Origin of the sequence: Pseudoalteromonas sp. CNAT2-18.1, from assembly GCF_022347865.1 — a bacterium.
Classification (GTDB): domain Bacteria; phylum Pseudomonadota; class Gammaproteobacteria; order Enterobacterales; family Alteromonadaceae; genus Pseudoalteromonas; species Pseudoalteromonas ruthenica.
Genome location: NZ_JAKRFR010000006.1, coordinates 339,648 through 357,766 on the forward strand (window position 1 = coordinate 339,648; position 18,119 = coordinate 357,766).

Sequence of the window (18,119 nt, forward strand, 5' to 3'; positions counted from 1 at the left end):
GGTATTGCCTCACTTTGAATGTGAGCGGTACTCCACCTTGCCGTCTTTATGTAAATTAAACAACCACACCTGTTCGCCATGATAATACACAAATTCGTAGCCTGGGTATGGGCTTTGCTGTAACCGGCTGGCAAAGGTATTGATATCCGCTGGCGCAATTTTAAAGCGTCCCGTCGCCCGTTTTCTATCGGCATGGGTGTTAACTTGAAATGCCTTGGCCGATAACGGCAATACCTCAGGTAGCTCCCCCTGCTCAAATAGTTGTGCTCTGTGTGCATCTGCATAACTTGCGTAATAGCGGGTTTGTGGTTCGCTACACGCCGCAAGTGATAACGTCAGTAACAACCCTGTTAGTAATCGCACTGTTTGCCCCTTTGCTCTATTCGAGCTTATAACCTAGCGACTGATCACTGACCCTAGGCTTAACTTTAGTGCTGCAACTAAGGAGGGAGCTAAAATTGCAGCTGAGCGATATTAGCGCCGCAATAAAAGCAATGACGGCGACGAGGGCTCACCTTGTGGCCACAGTCTTTGCAGTGACTCGACGATGCGACTTTACCGTCGAGTTTGCCATCACGTAGGTCGATTTCCTCTATCTTTCGTAAAATATCGCTGCGGCTGACTCCCATATCTTGCAACAACTCCAATGCCGCTAAATTCATTAAATATAGGGAGTCGATTTTTTCTTCCAGTGCCTGCAAATGCGCACTATTACCTTGCGAACGGTGTTTGTTTTGGTCGTTCGTGACGTCATTTTTACGGATACGAAGGTCTTGAAAGGCTTGGTGTAAATATTGGCTCATAGCTATCGTCCATGGGTTATCAAAGAAGCCATAGTAACGCAAATGGCACCGATGTTGGCAAGCGCTTCACTCACCCTATTGCAGTTGACCGCAGACAACGAAGGCCGCTAATCTAAAGGCACATAATAACAACAAGGATACGCTCGTGAACCACACCCGGCTTACGATATCAACACTGCTCTTGTGTATGGCCTTCAGCGCCAATGCGCAAAAGACCGAAACAGTGTCGCACCTTCAACAACAACTTCATAGTGAACAGAGCTCTGCCACTAAGCTTACCCAACACTATTTAACACGTATTGACGCGCTAAATGATAACTATCGTGCGGTGATGGCCATTAACAATAACGCCCTACACGATGCGCAGCGCCTTGATAACTTGGCTCGTGAAGGTCAATGGCAAGGACCACTTCATGGTATGGCGGTACTGGTGAAAGACAATATAGCCGTTGCTAACATGGCCACTACAGCTGGGGCCTTGGCCTTAGCACAGAATGTCAGCAGCGCTGATGCCCAGGTCATTTCTCAGTTACGCAGCGCCGGAGCCATTATCCTCGGTAAAGCCAATCTTAGCGAGTGGGCGAACTTTCGCTCCAACAGCTCTTCATCTGGTTGGAGTACCCTAGGTGGACAAACGGCTAATGCCGTTGATGCAACCCGTAGCCCATGCGGCTCCAGTTCTGGCTCAGCCGTGGCGGTAAAACTGGGCTTCGCGCCCCTCGCGTTAGCCACTGAAACCGACGGCTCGATTGTCTGCCCTGCTGCGGCAAATGGTGTTTATGCGCTCAAACCTAGCTATGGTCAAGTCTCCCGCGTGGGTGTGGTGCCGTTAGCTGAAAGTCAGGATACCGTTGGAGTAATGGCTAATTCGCTAGCGGATGTGTTATTAGCGACTCAGGTCATCGCCGCACCCGACACCCAAGACCCAAATCACCACGCCTTTCGCACCATCAATTACACAGAGGTAAAGCCTAGTAAGGCAAAGGAATTAACACTTGGCTATGTTGATTACAGCCACTTTACCGCCGAGACCCAGGCTGTGTTTAAAAAGCAGCTCAAGCAATTAGAGCGCCATGGCATTAAACTTATCGAACTGCCTCAAGCTGATCTGGGTAGTATGTACCGCCAAGAGTTCCAAGTGTTATTGTATGAATTCAAACGCGATGTGAACGCCTATCTGGCCGCCACGCCAGCGCAGGTAAAGGTGAAAACGCTAAGCCAGCTGATCGCCTTTAATGAACAGCACCAAGATCGCACCATGCCCTACTTCGGTCAAGAGCTGTTACATCAAGCAAATGCCATCGATTTACAAGCCCAACGCGAAGATTACTTGGAGGCATCACAGCAGTATCGCCTCACTGCGCGTAATGCACTAGAACATTGGTTCACAGCAAATCAGCTCGATGCCATTATCAGCCCCACCAACTCTCCGGCATGGAAGATTGATAAAATTAATGGCGATCATTATCTCGGTGGCGCCAGCACGCTCGCTGCCGTGGCAGGTACGCTCCACATTACTCTGCCTTTAGCTGATGTTCAGGGTCTGCCTGTAGGGTTTTCTGTTATGGCGAATGTCGGCGGCGATGAACAAGCCATTGCAGCGGCCAAAACCATTGATTCACTGCTTGAGCACACTAGCCTTTAAGCGCGTTTGCTGCCCACCACAATAAAAGCACCGCAATAGAGAGGCCAGCAATGGCCTTTGTTTTGTGTTTTCTGATCACTCGCTCGGCATGATTACCAGCAAAATATACCACCGCCGCCAAGCCAAAATAGCGAATTGAGCGCGCTATTGCACTGGCTAAAACGAACATTAATAGGGAGTACTTGGTCGCTCCCGCAGCCAGCATCGCTATTTGGAAAGGAATAGGTGCAATACCTAACGTGAGCACAAACCAGAATCCTTGTGCTTGCATCTGTTGTTTGACTTGTTCAAATTGCTCAGGGCTAGAGAACGTATCAATGACCCACTGACCGACCAGGTCAAACAAAAAATAACCGATGGCATAACCAAATAAGGCACCGACTATACAGCCCAAAGTAGCCATAAGCGCGATTAACCATAGTTTATCTCGTCGTGCTTGCATCAATGGCACCATCACCGCTTCTAAAGGAATAGGCACAATGGTCGACTCTAAAAAAGAAGCGAAAGTGATGCCTTTGAGCATATGCTTCGAGTCTACGAGTTTTTGGGTCTTATGCTTTAACGTTTTTGAAATTGCCATCCAATGTGCCTTGTATAAAATTCAAAAGTTTAGTGTGTACTAATGACTCTGTTATTGTTCGCTCAGCAAAGAAGCTTTATAAGCTTATATTTACTACACTTAATGCAGTCTTATAGGCTTTTAGTCACGTATAAGACTGTTAAATGTCATAATAAAAACAGTGTATCAGCAGTCACTTTAACCGTTTCTGTATGGGAACCAGCGCCTATGAAGTTAAGTAACTTAATGAGCACGCCAGTGGTTACTTGTTCACCCGATGACACCCTGCGCGTTGTCAATGATATTTTCAAACGCACGCAATTTCACCATGTGCTGGTGGTAGAGCAATCGTTATTAGTTGGGGTCGTCTCTGATCGCGATATTTTTAAGGCATTAAGCCCGAATGTTGGTAAAGCCTCGGCATCCAAAGCCGACTTAGCCACTCTCAATAAACGCGTTAGCCAAATTATGACTCATTCCCCTGTTTGCTTACCAGTACATGCGCAACTTATTGATGTGGTGAAGTTATTTAACGAACATATTATTACCTGTGTGCCTATCGTTAATGAACAGCGCCAACCGGTGGGGATTGTGACTTGGCGCGATATTATGCGTCTGTTACTCGAGCGTTATCAAAGCAAGGCCGGTAAATAAGCAGACACTAAAGTAACGACAAAATCTGTTCACGCTCTTTCTTGGGCATGTTACTCACCACCAAAGTGTAGGAATTATCTATCATTCTTTGGATTTCGCCCGCTGGAATGGAGCCATCCAGTATCACCGTATTCCATAGCTTTTTATTCATATGATAACCAGGGATGACCGCAGTAAAAATATCGCGCAGAGCCTGGGCTTCATCAGGATCACACTTTAAATTTACGCGCCAGTGGCGATTGTCTTTATCTTCTTTCCCCATTTTTCTAAGCGCTAGGGTGGCAAACATTTTATCTTTTACCTTGTAGACGTCGACCCCAGGGCCAAAGGGCTGCGCCACTGAGCTCAATGGCTTAGTGAGCAAATAATCATGTACGCCTTGACTGTCCATATAAACTCCTTTTAAGGCTAAGCAAACTAGGACGAGCACTCGCCCAAGTAAGGCCTAATCTAATCATTTAATCTAATACCCCACAAGTATATTGAAAAAGTACGTCATATCCGCAACTTACTCATACTCGCCGTTAATCGCATTGCAGTTGCCAGCATTAACCCGCCCACCTAGGATGACATTTTCTGGTTAAAAAAAGTACTTACTTATGAATGCGCTAACCCCTTTGATACTCACAGCTGCGCTGCTTGGCGGCGCATCGTTGCCCGCCCAGGCCGACAACAAGACCTTTAGCTCCGAGGATATTTTTGCCCTCGAGTACGCCAGCGACCCGCAAATTAGCCCCGATGGCAAGCACATTGTGTATGTCCGTCGTGGCTACGACATTATGAAAGATAATAATAAGCAAAGCCTATGGCTCTATAGCCTGAGCACTGATGAGCATACTCCGCTGTTTGCAGATCAATATAGCTACGCTCAGCCACGCTGGTCTCCCGATGGCACACGCATCGCCTTTACCAGTAACCGCAGTGGCTCTGTGCAAGTGCATATGCACTGGCTGGCGCAAGATAAAACGGCGTTATTATCACAATTGCCAAAACCAGTGCGCGACCTCACGTGGTCTCCTGACGGCACACAGCTGGCCTTTACCATGACGGTGCCACAAGGCCCTTCCGATTTTGTAAAATCAGTGAAGTTACCGAAAAAACCCAAAGGCGCCGACTGGTCTGAACCGGTTACGGTTATTGACAAAGCGCGCTACCAAGCCGATGGCCAAGGCTTTTTAACGCCCAGCTTTCGTCATGTGTTTGTGCTTCCAGCCGAGGGCGGCGCACCACGGCAATTAACACAAGGCGATTATCAACATTATGGGCCATTGGCTTGGAGCCCAGATGCGACACAAGTTGTGTATGCCTCGGATCAGCACCCTGATTGGGAGTATCGCACCACTGAGCTTGACCTGTATGGCGTGGATATTGGCACCTATAGCACGACACAGCTCACCGATTTGCCCGGCCGTGAGACCCACCCCCAATTCAGTCATGATGCTCAGCAGCTAGCCTTTCTATCCCGAGGTAACGCCGCTGTTCCTTACGTCAATACCGAGCTGAGCTTGTTAAGCCTCAAGTCCGGGGCCGTCAAGTCACTGACATCAGCACTGGATCGCGCTGTCGGCCATTATCAATGGGCGGGCAAAGGGGATTTTGTCATTCAGTACGACGATCGCGGCCAACGTAAGCTTGCCACCCTAACCCGCGCAGGAAACATCACTGAACGCGTCAGCTCAGTCGCAGGCACATCCATAGGTCGCCCTTATGTCAGTGGTGAATTTTCCATGGCAAACAATGGTGCCCTCGCTTTTACTCAGGGCAGTGCTGAGCGCCCCGCTGATTTAGGGTATTTTCACCGCAACAAGCAGCGCACGCTAACAGCGCTCAATGAGGACCTGCTCGGCCATAAAACCTTAGGGCAAGTGCATGAGTTAACGGTGGAATCGCAGTTTGATGGGGAACCTATTCATGGCTGGTATATCACCCCTCCTGATTTTGATACGACCAAGCAATACCCACTGTTGGTGGAAATTCATGGCGGCCCACACCTAGCCTATGGCCCCAGCTTTAGCGCCGAATTACAGCGCTATGCGGCCGCTGGCTATGTGGTGGTCTATATGAATTATCGCGGCTCCACCAGCTACGGCAAAGACTTTGCCTTGTTACTTGATGGTAAGTATTCCTCAAAGGAAGATTTTGCCGATCATAATTCCGCCGTTGACGCATTAATCGCTAAAGGCTTTATTGATAAAAACAACCTCTTTATCGCTGGTGGCTCTGCCGGCGGCATTGCTGCTGCCTACGCCATTGGTTTAAGCGACCGTTTTAATGCTGCGGCAATCACCAAGCCGGTGATTAATTGGGTCAGTAAAGTGCTTACCGCCGACAGTTATTTAGGGCAAATTCGCAACCAATTTCCGGGCATGCCGTGGGACAACCTCAGCCACTACTGGCAACGCTCACCGCTGTCGTTAGTGGGCAACGTCACCACACCGGCGATGATCATGACAGGAGAGCAGGACCGCCGCACGCCCATATCGGAGTCCGAGCAGTTCTATCAAGCGTTAAAACTGCAAAAAGTAGATACCGTACTGATCCGTGTACCCGGCTCTGCCCACGGTATTGCTGGGCGCCCCTCGCGGATGATTGCCAAAATAGAGCATACATTAGCCTGGTTCGAGCGCTACAGGAAATAACCTCAACATCAGCGGGGCATTCACTGCCCCGCCTAGGTTTATGGTTGCTCTTTCGACGCTTTGGTGTGCGCCAAGACAAAGAGACTATCCCAGTATTGCTGCCACTGCGCTAACGCAATCCCGTAACGATATTGATGGCCAAACAATACGCTAGTAGACGGCGCATTTTGCACAAAGCGTTGCATTGCTGCGCGGTCAATAAAGAGTGCTTGATGTGTTTGTAGTTCATGCTGTTGCGCAACTTGACGTTCAAATTGCTGTGGCTGGGCCATAATCTTTTTACTTGCCATCGTCACATAGTCGCGATACTCGCCACTGGCGGCGCTAATATGCACTGAGTGCACACTATCGCCAAAGTGTTGCTTCAGCACAGTGCCTAAGTTTGCATAGTGATGCTCAATAAAACCGCCATAATTTAAGTGGATATAGTGACCCCAGATAATCACTTTTTTATCCGCCAATTCACTGCTCAGTAACCACTTCACGTTGTCGGCCATCGCCAAGTCGTGCTCGTCATGACGTCGCTGCCCTGCCATCGACTGCGCCACGAGCACTAAACCATGGAGTAACCGGGCGACATACTTTGGTCCTTGGTATCCTTGCTGGTCGCTGACAGCCGTGTTTAAAGCGTGCTGGAGCCGATAGGAGGTAGCAACATAGGCTTGTTGCTGCTTTGCATTAATTTGCTGTGGTTGGCGCTTCAGCACCGCTGCGTTGGTGCGTTTAAACGCAGCCCAGTCGACCTCTTTGGCAACACTTGGGATGAAACGCTGGCTTTGCTGGATGATAAATTCGCTTACCTGCGCCTTAGAATATTCACCACTGAGACGACCATCAAAGCCAGCCAGCTGCAAAGGCCGCTCACTGTCTCGCTGTGCGTCAATGTACCGCATGAGCGCTTGCACTGGCGCACTTGCGGCGTACATATAAAAGATATTGCCCGGTGCTTGAGCAGTGATAGCTTGACCGGGCTGTTGCCAGATTTGCGCAACATCAAATAGACCGCTTTCCAGTATCAACGCATCAAAGCCTTGATGCTGGTGTAAATAACGCACCAAACAGGTCTTGAGTGCAAAATTCTGTTGCTCGCCATGGGTCAGTTCATCCAGCATAACAATACGTGCATCGCCAATCGCCTCACCAAAGCGCGCAAAATTAGCCTGTTCACAGTGGTTATCGAGGTTTATTTTCTCTATTGTTGTGGCGCTTAATGCTGCTGCATAAAGGCTCAACAATAACGTCACTAGCCACTTCATAGACGCGCTCCTTTTTCGCCGACTAACATCCGTATTAATGTCCCATCTCGGTCAATAAAGTGGTGTTTTAACGCTGCCAATGCATGGATAGCCAGTGTAAAGCACAGCGCCCAAGCACAGTATATGTGCACCGCTAATCCCCAGTCGCTAAGCGCTGCTGAGTGAGCTACGACTTGCTGCTGAGCATCTATGTTTTGCGCCAACAACGGCCAATCGAATAAAGCAATGCCATAGCCACCAAAGCCGCTGTAAGCAGCGCCCGACACCACCATTATTACCAGCAGCACCAACAACAACCAATGAAAGCCATGCACCGCTTTCGCGCCCTTACCTTTAACCGTGCTCTGCCAGGGTTTGAACCAGCGCAGCACCAATCGGGGTAGCAGCAATAATGCCACCACCACAGCAACGGATTTGTGTAAGTGATATAGGCCATAGTCGGCGACATAGGTCATGTAATATCCCAGGGTCAGCAACCCCAAAATAAGCGCCGCCATCAGCCAATGTAGTAGTCGGTTTACACCTGCATAAGTCATTAAGTACCTCCTCTTTTTTCTTCAAAGGTACTTATTAACGCATTGATTTAAATAACTTTGTGATGAAACAACTGAGTTTGTGACGAAATGCCTGGCTGTGTGCTTTGAGTTAATACTTGCTTCAGCGCTGGTTTAAAAGTTTTGCTCACTGGTACCCAATGATCCTCACCCACTAACACCTGCGCTTTGCCATTTTCCAATGGCTTAAGCTCACGTACATGGTGTAGGTTAATCAGGTAACTGCGATGGACGCGTATCATTGGCGCCGCGCCTAGCTGCTCACTCAGTTGTTTAATGGTGGTGCGCACCAAGTAACGGCTATCAGCATCGACAACCTCAACATAATTACCTGCAGCGCGCACATACTGAATATCACTGATAGCGAGCGCTTTTTCCATGCCCCGATGCTGCACTGTGAGACATGCAGGAGCGATATCGGCCCCGTTAACTGAGTCGCGTGCTTTCACCTTGGTTACCAAGCTCAGGTAAATGGCTCCCATCACCAAAAGCACTGCAAAGGTGTACTTTGGTAGTAAATTAATGACCGCGCCAGCCCAATTAGGACCATAAAAATCGAAATCGAGCGACACTCGGATATAACTTAGCAACAGCACACTCACCACAGCACAGCTCAACAACAGCGGTTTATACACTCGCTGAGAACGTGTTAGCGCATATATTGCTGCCATAGATAGCCCCCATAAAGCGCCCCACTCTTTTACCCAAAATAACTGTGAGTCGATAAAGTCCCAGCGTGCACCACCAACATAGTGGCGCCAAAACAAGCAATAGAAATTAAATATAAAAAGCGAGGCTACCCATAAGACGCCCAGTTTCAGCGTTGGGTGGCTAAGCTGTTGCCAGCGCTGCAGCCAAGTCATGGTGTCAATCCATTGTCCGAATAGATTGGCAAAAATAACAAATCTAACGCGATAAACAAAGCCATGCAGCACAGACCAAGGTCGCATACAGCTTGCTCGAAAAAGAGCCTACATTTTGTAGGGTCTCTCACATGTAATACGAGGAAAGTAATTATGGCGGGCGAATATCAGCGCATTTACCAGCAGTTTCAAAGCGACCCAGTGAAATTTTGGATGCACCAGAGCCAGCGCATCGATTGGCATACGCCACCCACTGAGGCTTACCATCAAGACTCACAGGGGCTTTATCATTGGTTTGCCGATGCCAAACTCAATACCAGTTACTTGGCATTAGATAGTCACGTTAACCAAGGTTATGGTGAGCGCGCAGCGCTGATTTATGACTCACCCGTCACCGCCACGCAACAAAAATACAGCTACCGCGAACTGCGCGATGAAGTGGCTCACTTTGCTGGAGTCATGCGTGAATTAGGCGTCGGCAAAGGTGACCGAGTGGTGATTTACATGCCGATGATCCCGCAAGCAGTGATAGCGATGCTCGCCTGTGCACGCTTGGGCGCCATTCACTCGGTGGTATTCGGCGGCTTTGCGGCGCATGAATTAGCGGTGCGCATTGATGATGCCACACCCAAGCTGGTGCTCGGTGCCTCTTGCGGCATTGAAGTAGAGCGTGTCATCGCTTACAAACCACTCATTGACGAAGCCCTAGCCAAGGCACATCATAAGGTGCAGCACTGTATTATTTACCAGCGCCCACAATGCCCTGCTGAATTGAGCCCCATGCGTGATGTTGACTGGCATCAAGCAATGCAAACAGCCACTGCCGTTGACGCTGTTCCCGTAGCCGGAGATCACCCCTTATATATTCTCTACACCTCGGGGACAACCGGCACTCCAAAAGGGGTCGTGCGCGAGCATGGCGGCCATGCCCTGGCAATGCATTACAGTATGGAAGTGGTTTACGCCATGAAACCGGCGGAGGTGTTTTGGGCTGCATCGGACATCGGCTGGGTGGTCGGCCATTCCTATATTGTATACGCGCCGTTGATCTACGGCTGTACAACGGTTTTGTACGAGGGCAAGCCAGTGCGAACCCCTAATGCCAGTGCCTTTTGGCGTGTGGTTGAAGAACATCACGTAAATGCGCTGTTTAGCGCGCCAACCGCTTTTCGCGCGATAAAAAAAGAAGACCCTAATGGCGCAGGGTTTAAGCGCCATAACACGCAAAGTTTACAGCGGCTCTTTTTAGCTGGAGAGCGCCTCGATCCGCCCACTTATGAGTGGCTAACCGAAACCACCCAGTTACCCGTATTAGATCACTGGTGGCAAACCGAAACCGGCTGGGCTATTGCCTGTAACCCTATAGGTATTGAACCTTTACCAATCAAAGCAGGCAGTGCCAGTGTGCCCACCCCCGGTTTCGATGTGCATATACTTGATGTTGATGGCACCCCCTGCGCTGCAGGTGAAAGTGGTGCGGTTGCCATTAAGTTACCACTGCCTCCGGGGTGTTTACCGACCATTTGGCAAAACAATGAGCGCTTCAAAGCCGGTTACTTAAGTACCTACCCAGGCTATTATCTCTGTGGTGATGGCGGCTACATCGATGAGCAAGGCTACGTGTTTATCATGGGCCGTATCGACGATGTGATTAATGTCGCCGGACATCGATTATCCACAGGCGAAATGGAGGAAATCGTTGCTGCCCACCCCGCTGTTGCCGAATGTGCGGTGTTTGGTATAAGTGATGCTTTAAAAGGCCAGCTGCCGATGGCAATGGTGGTGCTAAAAGACAGTTATTCCGGCACTTGGGCTGATATTCGCGCCGAGCTTATCAGCAGCGTGCGCACACAAATCGGCGCCATTGCCTGTTTAAAAGAAGTGCTGTGTGTTGAGCGTTTACCGAAAACTCGCTCGGGCAAGATACTGCGTAAAAACCTCCGTCAACTGGTTGATGGCGAAGCGCTGCAAATTCCCTCTACCATTGATGATGCCAGTATTTTCACCCAGATAGCACAACAATTACGCAGTGCCTAAAGACCCGGTGCCCACGGTAGTGGGCCCTCACTAAGCATCCTGTTGCTCGCTCATAAAGTCAGCCATACGCTGTTGCAGCTGCTCTGGACTGAGATCCTCTTGATGGGTAGCAATGGTCCAAATATGGCCAAAGGGATCTTCCAAGGTTCCTGCTCTGTCGCCATAAAATTGATCGTGTACAGGACGCAGCTCTTTTGCACCTGCGTCAATAGCACGAGCGAACGTGGTATCAACATCCTCCACATACAACATCATACTCACGGGAGTACCACCGAGTTGGTGAGGACTAACAAAATGTTCATCGGGGCAAGCATCGGCCACCATCAAGTATGAATCACCTATTTTAAGCTCACCGTGAGCAATGCCGCCATCAGGCAACGGCATTTGCATTACGATTTCTGCGGCAAATACGTGTTGATAAAACGCCATCGCTTTCGCTGCACCATCAATAATTAAATAGGCAGTAAGCGAGTGAAACCCTTTGGGCTTGGCAGACACACTCATATGACCTCCGGTTATGTTAATCGCTCAGCTTTAGCTTAGTTGATGAGCCTATACAAACACAGACTACAACCAAGTTAAAACAATTTAAGGTACAAATGTTATGCGCTGTAATTGTTATTTAAATGTTAACTAACTACATTAAATTTAGATGTTGAACCCATTATGGGGAGACCATCTATCGTGTTCTTTTACACCCACTGTTCTTTTATGGCCAACACCATTATTGGGTGCCTAAGGTAAAACAGGCCTGCTTTAAAAGGATTCTTTGTAGCAAGGAGATTATTGATGAAAACACCTGCCGCACTTGCGCTGCTAAGTAGCTCGCTGCTGACATTTAGCAGTGCCAACTCTGTTGCCGCCAGTTCCGACGACTTTAATGACCAACACTGCCAAGCGCCACAGAGTTGGCAAAGCTTTAAAAGTATCACTATGCCTGATGGCAATGACTTTAGCTCGTCTTCAAACTGCGAGTTCCACGCCTGGTCATGGCAGATGTTTATGTGGCTAATGCAAGAAGATCCACATAATACTGGACAACCACGCTTCCTAGGGTTTGAGACTCCTTATGATTTACTGGGTGTAGAAAACCGTGAAAGTTTACTGCCAAGAATGGCAAAGTCGAGCGATGCCAAAGCACTTGATGAGTATCTGCAAGCAGGCACTGAGGGATTACTCGTCGACAGACAAGGCAAACCTGTTTACTACTCTCAATACTTAAACCCTGAATTTGTCGATTTTGTCAGCGAGCATGATCTGACTAACTATAAAAGTGTACAGAAGATTGATCCATCTCTGAGCTTCGATATTAATGTTGCTGAGTTTAAAGCTTCTTGGAAAATCGTTGATGCGACCATCGCTAACAGTGGCCAGTATTTTGTTACCCGCCAACCGGTTTATAAGTTGGTAAATAAGGGTGGTCAAATAGTGGTGGATATAACGCAACAAAGCAACGAGTACTTGGCTCTGGTAGGGTTTCATATTGCAGGCGTGGTCAAAGGGCACCCGGAGATGATCTGGGCCACTTTCGAGCATAAAGACAACGCTCCCAATGTGTGCTCTAAGCCACAGAACAGTTATGACGATCCCTGCCCAGTAGTACAAAACATCGACCCCAATCAGATTGTCTCAGAGCGGGACTGGACGTTTTACAGTGCCAATACTAAGTACAAAGAGTGTAATTTAAACTACAGTGTTTCGGGCCGGCTCACACTTGACGAAAAAAGCCAAACACTTAGCCCTAGTACCCAAGTTTGTCGCCGTTATGCCTGGGGTAATGACGCCACCCAAGCCACCTTCAAAGCGCCAACTAATATTCGAGTAGTACAACAACTGAACCACAGTGTCGATGATTTACTGGCTTCCAAGGACTTTGCCCTGCCGCAAGATCGCCAATGGTTAAAAAATTATTTTGAGGTCTCGGCTATTTGGTTTGCTCAGGCAAATGCTCTTAAACCCGGACAAACACTGGCTACTAACGTCGATGACAAGGGACAGCAATTACTTATTGGCGGTTTACATTTATCAAACGCAACCATAGAGACCTTTACGCAAACACAAAGCACTATGGATAATTGTTTCCGCTGTCATAATAGTTCACAACGCTTTCCCCCGAATGGTTCACATAAACTGTCGCCATTAAAGCCCACCAACCTCAATATCAGCCATGCCTTTATGAATATGTATTTCTGGGATCAGGAAATGAAGCAGTACGTGAAGGAAAACCTAGCCAAAAAGGGAGAGAAATAACATGAGTACTAATACTATTTTTCGCGTTCACCCAGCCATCAACTTTGCTCGCGTTGGCAACAGTGAAGAGTTTTATATCGCTCCGGAGACAGCCGCCGGTGAGCTATTGGACAAATCATCGGGACTATTTGGTGGTTTACCTATTAAATGGGGAAGCGAAGCGACCCCTATCACTGCCGATGACTTTCGCGACCAGCAACAACGGGTAAAACGTCAAGCCGCACGCTTTCGTATCTACGCGTACGATGAACCACAAAGTAGCTACCCAAGTAATGACAAAGGCCGGGAAATAACCCTTGGCGATACCATCAATGGCAAGACCGTCAGCGATATTATTTGGCAAGTGCATGTAGCCAATAAAAAGAACAATAACTTTACAATTGCCGATAGTGAAGGCAATGAAGAGGGCATAAATAGCTACACTCATGGACAAACTCCGCCGTTGCGTAACCCCACTTATGGTCTTGACCCAAACATGCCAGAGCGCCTATTACAATTAGTCATAGACCCTGGCCCTCGTTGCATTCGTGCCAGTGATAGCAATACGGTGGTGCATTTTGATGCTCACACTACTGCCTCTTATATTGATCAACAGGGGCAAATTCAGCAACAGCCAAACTACCCCACTAGTTTCCCGAGCGATCATTTTGACAATCTCAATCCCAGTTCCGGTGACATTACCACCCTAGGTGAGCTGCGAGTCGAGTCTAATACTGGGCGTTTAGTCGTTACTGGGGGGTACGGTAATGCTTTTGCTTTTAAAAAAGGTAACTATGGCGCAGGTGCGCATATGAGTGAAGCGCAAAAGCGAAAGGTTGAGCTCAATGGCGCGATTGATAATGATGGGTGGTTCGATGACGTTGCCGATGGCCCAGTGCATGCAACGATTGTGTTCGATGATGGCTCAACAGCTCAAGTTGTCGCCGGTTGGTTTGTATCGACCGATCCCGCCTATGCTCCGCAAACGCGAAACATTGTCTCAACGTGGGATGATATTTTTAATACCTGGGTGGAGCATCTCAACCTTATTCCTGACCTCTATAGCGAAGGCCAGTATAACAGCAACTACAAAGCCTCTTTTAATGGCGATGTTTTACCTATATTGCATGGTGCGTTTTTACAACGCTGGAATACCAATCTACCGAATAAGGGAATACAAGGGCACAACTTTATCGCTAAAATTAAACCTTCCGACAACCCTAAAGAGTTCATCAAAGACTTCGATGGCTTGATACGCAACCCTAACTTGCCTGCTGATGATAGCGAACGCACGAAAATGCCATTGTCGCTGGGCGATGCAACGAAGAGCTTTTTATCGTTATCTACCACCCAGTACTTCCTTATGAAACAGTGGTACGAAGGTCACAGTGAAGAACAAGCACCCAACCTAGGTGAGGGTGAAAAGCTTGATAAAGTAGTTCTAGAAAACTGCTTGGGAGGACGCTATTCGCCAGGCATTGAGCTGACCTTCATTGTGCGTGATACACACCTTTATAAAGTAGACAATAGCAATGGTGTAGCCACGATTCCCGCCACACAAGGACCATTTAGGATAAACGAGCAGCCATTGGATTATAGCCATGCGAGTAAAGCACAGCCGTTCCTAAGTTTTGGCTATATACCCAATAACAGTGCCAAAGTAACCCCCGGAGATTTAAGTAAGTTTATGGCACAACCTTGGCATACCGATTACAACAGTTGTGCCGTGCATGAGCCTGATCCCGTGCCCCCTGCAAGTAACACCTTGTATTGGTCCTGGCCTGCCCAACGCCCGGTTCAAGTGCACCCAGCCAATTTGTGTACATTTAACGAACAACAAGGCACTTGGAACCTTGGCGGACAACTCTTTAGTATTCGCGGTGATGCTGATGGTGAGGATAACTTAACCTACTCAGATTACCCGCAAAATGTAGGCCGGTACCGTCAGTACCTCGATTACTTGGCTAATTGGCATAAAACCGGATTTATTATTCAAGGTCACCAAGTAAGTGCTCCTAAAGGTGATAACTATGGTAGCGACAAGTTCGTTGAAGTAGAGAGCTTGTATCAGTCGAATGGGCAGTTGGTACAGCCTTGGCCAACTTCAGTGATCCCAGAGCCAACTAGTAAATAACGCTTGATAGCCGGTTCTTTTGGGACCGGCTAAGGATTAACTATGACTGACGATGTCTTGATCATTGGTGCTGGGCCTGCTGGGATTGCCACTGCAATCGCAATCAAAAACCAGGCACCACATTTGACTGTTACACTCGTTGATGCCGCAACCAGTGCCAAAGCAAAGCTTGGTGAAACTATTCCTCCAGCTGCTAACGAGGTGCTTAGGCGATTACTTGGCGAGCATTCAGAGGAGCTTTTATCTAAGCACCTCATTTGTCCAGGGTCGATTTCGCGATGGCATAATGAACAAGTTGGCTTTAATGACTTTTTCTTTGCCCTGACAGGCCAAGGATATCATTTAGATCGACAGCTTTTTGAACATGACCTAAGTACTTATGCTTGCCAACTGGGTGTGACATTATTACGTGGTGCAAAAGTTAACGCTGTCGCTGCAAGTACCACTGGCTTTCGCTTGTCTGTACACTTAGGGAGTGACAAGAAAATATACCATGCCCGCTTTGTGGTGGATGCGAGCGCTCAGCAGCGCCGCCTGACCCGTACTTTAGAAGTTGCAGAAAACACCTTCGATGAAGTGCTCTATCTCAGTGCGCTTGTCTCAGTTGAGCAATCGCCTTCATGCAGTGAGCGTACTGTGGTTGAGGCACAGCCTTATGGATGGTGGTATGGCGCAGCCTTACCTGGTAAGCAATTGATGCTAATGTTATGTACCGACCGCGATAATGTTGCTCAATATGGTCTTGATAACAGTTACGAATTTTTATGTCGGGCCTGCGAAAACGGGTTATTTCAGTATGGGTTTAACCACTTACGTAATTACAGCGCTAATGAGATACATATAACAAAGCGGCGCGTAAGCTCAGGTATTCTTAGTAAGGTTATTGGTAACAACTGGCTGGCAGTAGGCGATAGCGCAAGTAACTACGATCCCATCTCCTCTGCCGGTATTACCAAAGCGCTCATACATGGTGAACTCGCAGGTAAAGCCATTGCTGAGTGTTTCCAATATGGCAGTGAAGAGGCTTTACTAGCTTATGAGCAGCGTGTTTTTGCCGATTTTAATCAATATATAGCGCTTCATGCACAGCATTACGGTTGCAATCAACGCTTTGCTGACGCCTCATTTTGGCAAGCACGACGCGCCGTAACACAGGCTTAGTAACGCTTAGGTTATATAAACTTACCCATTATTAAGTGGGTTTGCTGGGCTCTGCCCTGTTAGCGCTATGAAGAGTGCAGCTAAGTAGAGCGATGAGCGCGGTAATACCGGCAAGCACTGCGTACCCACAAAATAAAGTAAATACACCCACATAGTTAGCAGCGATACTCGCAACTAAAGCAGGCAACACCGCCCCCAAATACGAGACCATGTAAACACTTGCCAGCATCCCTGCGCGATGTTCTCGGCTAATATCTGCCATCAACACAGACATTCCCGCGCTACTGGCAACCCCTTGCGCAATCCCCACACTCAAGCTCGCAGCCAAAAAGACTTCGAGCCAACCGAAATAGAGCGCACAGGCAATAACCATAAGGGTCGTTACTAAAATCAACATCGCCACCCCAATCGCGCGCTGGGCAACGAACCTGCCCGCGAGCGCCCCACCCAAGGGGGTGAGCACCATCACTGAGGAAAAGGCCAACGCACTGATAAGGGCATTATCACTGCCCAGCGCAGTGGCGACAATTTCCGGCCCAAACGCTTGGTAGAACCCACCAATAGACCAAGTAGCCACCACCACAGCTGACAAAGTGGCAAACGGCCTCAATGCTGCTTTGGGCATGTAGAAATCAGGCTTTAGTGCTGAGCACACATTGCCTTTACGCTGCACCGTTTCCTCGCATTGCAGCAGTAGTCCAAGTAGCATCACCGCCACAGTGGCTATCAAGGTGTAAATGAGTAATTTTGGCGCAGGAGCATAGTTCACGAGTAAGGCACTGCTCACAGCTCCCAAAGGGATACCGATCATGGGTGCACAACTGGTGATCAATGCCACCCATGATTTACGTCTATAGCTTCCCAAATCGGTGACATAGGCGCCTACGGAGCTTGCAGCCACACCGCACGCAAATCCCTGCAACGCGCGCGCAAAGAGCAGCGCAAGCGAGTTTTGCATGGCAATCATGGTGACACAAGAGAGCAAGACACACAGTAACGCCGCCCCGGCCATAGGTTTGCGACCGAGATGGTTTGATAACCTTCCAAATACCAATAAAGCCAGTGCAGCGGCAATAAAGTAGGCTAGTGAAACCCAACCTAAGTCGCTGTGCGAAAGGCCATCTTGCGCACGATATACATTAAAGAGTGAAATTGGCGCGCCGGCGCAAGCAAACACCAAAATTTGTATACTCGCGGCGACAAAAAATGCCTGTTGCTTCGCTATCATTGCTTATTGCGCTCGAATACACACAGTATCACCATCAGCTGCCAATAGTGCACTGAGATCCCCTGTTAACGCGCCTAGCTTCACCAACCCTTTGGCGTAGGCGGTGTGGCGATAAAAAATCGCCAAGTTCCCCCAAGGAGCGTAGTAAGCGATATCTCCAGGCTCACCTGCACAACCCGCTGCGGCTTCGGATAAGCTCAACTCCTTCGGTAAATTGGCAATTTTCTCCGCTTGAGCAAAGTCACTGAGCGACACCTGCAAAGGCAATAGGGCATAGAAATCTCGTGCGGCAGGGGTATCCAGCAGGGTGCCAGTCAATGCTGTCTCGCCTATAGTTAAACTAATATGCATAAGCCC

17 protein-coding genes are annotated in these 18,119 nt (G+C 48.5%); 7 read left to right on the plus strand and 10 right to left on the minus strand.

Annotation, left to right across the window (positions count from 1 at the left end; translation table 11 throughout):
• Positions 1–9: 9 nt before the first annotated feature.
• A complete protein-coding gene (locus MHM94_RS15295) occupies positions 10–363 on the minus strand; it encodes a hypothetical protein (RefSeq protein ID WP_022945309.1) in 354 nt (117 codons plus the stop codon).
• Positions 364–452: 89 nt separating this feature from the next.
• Positions 453–803: a hypothetical protein gene (locus tag MHM94_RS15300; protein WP_053910254.1), complete on the minus strand. Its 351-nt coding sequence runs from the start codon at positions 801–803 to the stop codon at positions 453–455.
• Between the two features lie 145 nt (positions 804–948).
• Between MHM94_RS15300 and MHM94_RS15305 the strand changes: the two genes are divergently transcribed.
• Complete coding sequence (locus MHM94_RS15305; protein WP_235419760.1) at positions 949–2,448, plus strand: amidase family protein; 1,500 nt, start codon at positions 949–951, stop codon at positions 2,446–2,448.
• Here MHM94_RS15305 and MHM94_RS15310 read toward each other — a convergent pair.
• Positions 2,438–3,028: a VTT domain-containing protein gene (locus MHM94_RS15310; RefSeq protein ID WP_022945313.1), complete on the minus strand. Its 591-nt coding sequence runs from the start codon at positions 3,026–3,028 to the stop codon at positions 2,438–2,440. The two genes, MHM94_RS15305 and MHM94_RS15310, sit on opposite strands and share 11 nt — an antisense overlap.
• 207 nt (positions 3,029–3,235) lie before the next feature.
• Here MHM94_RS15310 and MHM94_RS15315 point away from each other — a divergent pair, with 207 nt between their 5' ends.
• Positions 3,236–3,661, plus strand: a complete 426-nt coding sequence (locus MHM94_RS15315; protein WP_045978239.1) for a CBS domain-containing protein — start codon at positions 3,236–3,238, stop codon at positions 3,659–3,661.
• A 7-nt stretch (positions 3,662–3,668) separates the two neighbouring features.
• Here the strand turns inward: MHM94_RS15315 and MHM94_RS15320 are convergent, their stop codons facing one another.
• Positions 3,669–4,052, minus strand: coding sequence for an MmcQ/YjbR family DNA-binding protein (locus tag MHM94_RS15320; protein ID WP_235419761.1), 384 nt, complete (start codon positions 4,050–4,052; stop codon positions 3,669–3,671).
• A gap of 208 nt (positions 4,053–4,260) precedes the next feature.
• Between MHM94_RS15320 and MHM94_RS15325 the strand changes: the two genes are divergently transcribed.
• A complete protein-coding gene (locus tag MHM94_RS15325; RefSeq protein WP_235419762.1) occupies positions 4,261–6,300 on the plus strand; it encodes a S9 family peptidase in 2,040 nt (679 codons plus the stop codon).
• A gap of 38 nt (positions 6,301–6,338) precedes the next feature.
• On the opposite strand, the gene MHM94_RS15330 is transcribed toward MHM94_RS15325, so the two are convergent.
• Genes MHM94_RS15330 through MHM94_RS15340 form a run of 3 tightly spaced genes read right to left on the minus strand, consistent with a single transcriptional unit; the run spans position 6,339 to position 9,060 of the window.
• Complete coding sequence (locus MHM94_RS15330) at positions 6,339–7,556, minus strand: erythromycin esterase family protein (RefSeq protein WP_235419763.1); 1,218 nt, start codon at positions 7,554–7,556, stop codon at positions 6,339–6,341.
• Positions 7,553–8,092: a cytochrome b/b6 domain-containing protein gene (locus tag MHM94_RS15335; RefSeq protein WP_045978243.1), complete on the minus strand. Its 540-nt coding sequence runs from the start codon at positions 8,090–8,092 to the stop codon at positions 7,553–7,555. Before MHM94_RS15335 ends, MHM94_RS15330 begins: the two co-directional genes overlap by 4 nt.
• A gap of 47 nt (positions 8,093–8,139) precedes the next feature.
• Positions 8,140–9,060, minus strand: coding sequence for a LytTR family DNA-binding domain-containing protein (locus MHM94_RS15340; protein WP_235419764.1), 921 nt, complete (start codon positions 9,058–9,060; stop codon positions 8,140–8,142).
• On the opposite strand from MHM94_RS15340, the gene MHM94_RS15345 reads away from it, so the two are divergent.
• Positions 9,037–11,010 carry a propionyl-CoA synthetase gene (locus MHM94_RS15345; RefSeq protein ID WP_268838312.1) on the plus strand — a complete coding sequence of 658 codons (1,974 nt, stop codon included), beginning with the start codon at positions 9,037–9,039 and terminating at the stop codon, positions 11,008–11,010. The genes MHM94_RS15340 and MHM94_RS15345 overlap by 24 nt on opposite strands.
• A 30-nt stretch (positions 11,011–11,040) precedes the next feature.
• Here MHM94_RS15345 and MHM94_RS15350 read toward each other — a convergent pair whose 3' ends face one another.
• Entirely contained in the window at positions 11,041–11,514 is a 474-nt protein-coding gene (locus MHM94_RS15350) for a VOC family protein (RefSeq protein WP_022945320.1), read from the minus strand.
• Positions 11,515–11,799: 285 nt separating this feature from the next.
• Between MHM94_RS15350 and MHM94_RS15355 the strand changes: the two genes are divergently transcribed.
• The 3 genes from MHM94_RS15355 to MHM94_RS15365 are packed head-to-tail and all read left to right on the plus strand — an operon-like array spanning position 11,800 to position 16,534.
• A complete protein-coding gene (locus MHM94_RS15355; RefSeq protein ID WP_235419766.1) occupies positions 11,800–13,260 on the plus strand; it encodes a hypothetical protein in 1,461 nt (486 codons plus the stop codon).
• A 1-nt stretch (position 13,261) separates the two neighbouring features.
• A complete protein-coding gene (locus tag MHM94_RS15360; protein ID WP_045978247.1) occupies positions 13,262–15,373 on the plus strand; it encodes a LodA/GoxA family CTQ-dependent oxidase in 2,112 nt (703 codons plus the stop codon).
• Between the two features lie 42 nt (positions 15,374–15,415).
• Positions 15,416–16,534: a tryptophan 7-halogenase gene (locus MHM94_RS15365; RefSeq protein ID WP_235419767.1), complete on the plus strand. Its 1,119-nt coding sequence runs from the start codon at positions 15,416–15,418 to the stop codon at positions 16,532–16,534.
• 31 nt (positions 16,535–16,565) lie between these two features.
• On the opposite strand, the gene MHM94_RS15370 is transcribed toward MHM94_RS15365, so the two are convergent.
• Both MHM94_RS15370 and MHM94_RS15375 read right to left on the minus strand, forming a co-directional pair.
• Positions 16,566–17,762: an MFS transporter gene (locus tag MHM94_RS15370; RefSeq protein ID WP_235419768.1), complete on the minus strand. Its 1,197-nt coding sequence runs from the start codon at positions 17,760–17,762 to the stop codon at positions 16,566–16,568.
• Positions 17,763–17,765: 3 nt separating this feature from the next.
• On the minus strand, positions 17,766–18,113 hold the full coding sequence (locus MHM94_RS15375) for a cyclophilin-like fold protein (RefSeq protein ID WP_235419769.1): 348 nt from the start codon (positions 18,111–18,113) through the stop codon (positions 17,766–17,768).
• Positions 18,114–18,119 lie beyond the last annotated feature (6 nt).

Bases quoted from the DNA above. Each gene is read 5' to 3' on its own strand.
- MHM94_RS15300 (WP_053910254.1), bottom strand. From the start codon at position 803: ATGAGCCAATATTTACACCAAGCCTTTCAAGACCTTCGTATCCGTAAA.
- MHM94_RS15310 (WP_022945313.1), bottom strand. From the start codon at position 3,028: ATGGCAATTTCAAAAACGTTAAAGCATAAGACCCAAAAACTCGTAGAC.
- MHM94_RS15315 (WP_045978239.1), top strand. From the start codon at position 3,236: ATGAAGTTAAGTAACTTAATGAGCACGCCAGTGGTTACTTGTTCACCC.
- MHM94_RS15320 (WP_235419761.1), bottom strand. From the start codon at position 4,052: ATGGACAGTCAAGGCGTACATGATTATTTGCTCACTAAGCCATTGAGC.
- MHM94_RS15325 (WP_235419762.1), top strand. From the start codon at position 4,261: ATGAATGCGCTAACCCCTTTGATACTCACAGCTGCGCTGCTTGGCGGC.
- MHM94_RS15330 (WP_235419763.1), bottom strand. From the start codon at position 7,556: ATGAAGTGGCTAGTGACGTTATTGTTGAGCCTTTATGCAGCAGCATTA.
- MHM94_RS15335 (WP_045978243.1), bottom strand. From the start codon at position 8,092: ATGACTTATGCAGGTGTAAACCGACTACTACATTGGCTGATGGCGGCG.
- MHM94_RS15345 (WP_268838312.1), top strand. From the start codon at position 9,037: ATGCAGCACAGACCAAGGTCGCATACAGCTTGCTCGAAAAAGAGCCTA.
- MHM94_RS15340 (WP_235419764.1), bottom strand. From the start codon at position 9,060: ATGCGACCTTGGTCTGTGCTGCATGGCTTTGTTTATCGCGTTAGATTT.
- MHM94_RS15350 (WP_022945320.1), bottom strand. From the start codon at position 11,514: ATGAGTGTGTCTGCCAAGCCCAAAGGGTTTCACTCGCTTACTGCCTAT.
- MHM94_RS15355 (WP_235419766.1), top strand. From the start codon at position 11,800: ATGAAAACACCTGCCGCACTTGCGCTGCTAAGTAGCTCGCTGCTGACA.
- MHM94_RS15360 (WP_045978247.1), top strand. From the start codon at position 13,262: ATGAGTACTAATACTATTTTTCGCGTTCACCCAGCCATCAACTTTGCT.
- MHM94_RS15365 (WP_235419767.1), top strand. From the start codon at position 15,416: ATGACTGACGATGTCTTGATCATTGGTGCTGGGCCTGCTGGGATTGCC.
- MHM94_RS15370 (WP_235419768.1), bottom strand. From the start codon at position 17,762: ATGATAGCGAAGCAACAGGCATTTTTTGTCGCCGCGAGTATACAAATT.
- MHM94_RS15375 (WP_235419769.1), bottom strand. From the start codon at position 18,113: ATGCATATTAGTTTAACTATAGGCGAGACAGCATTGACTGGCACCCTG.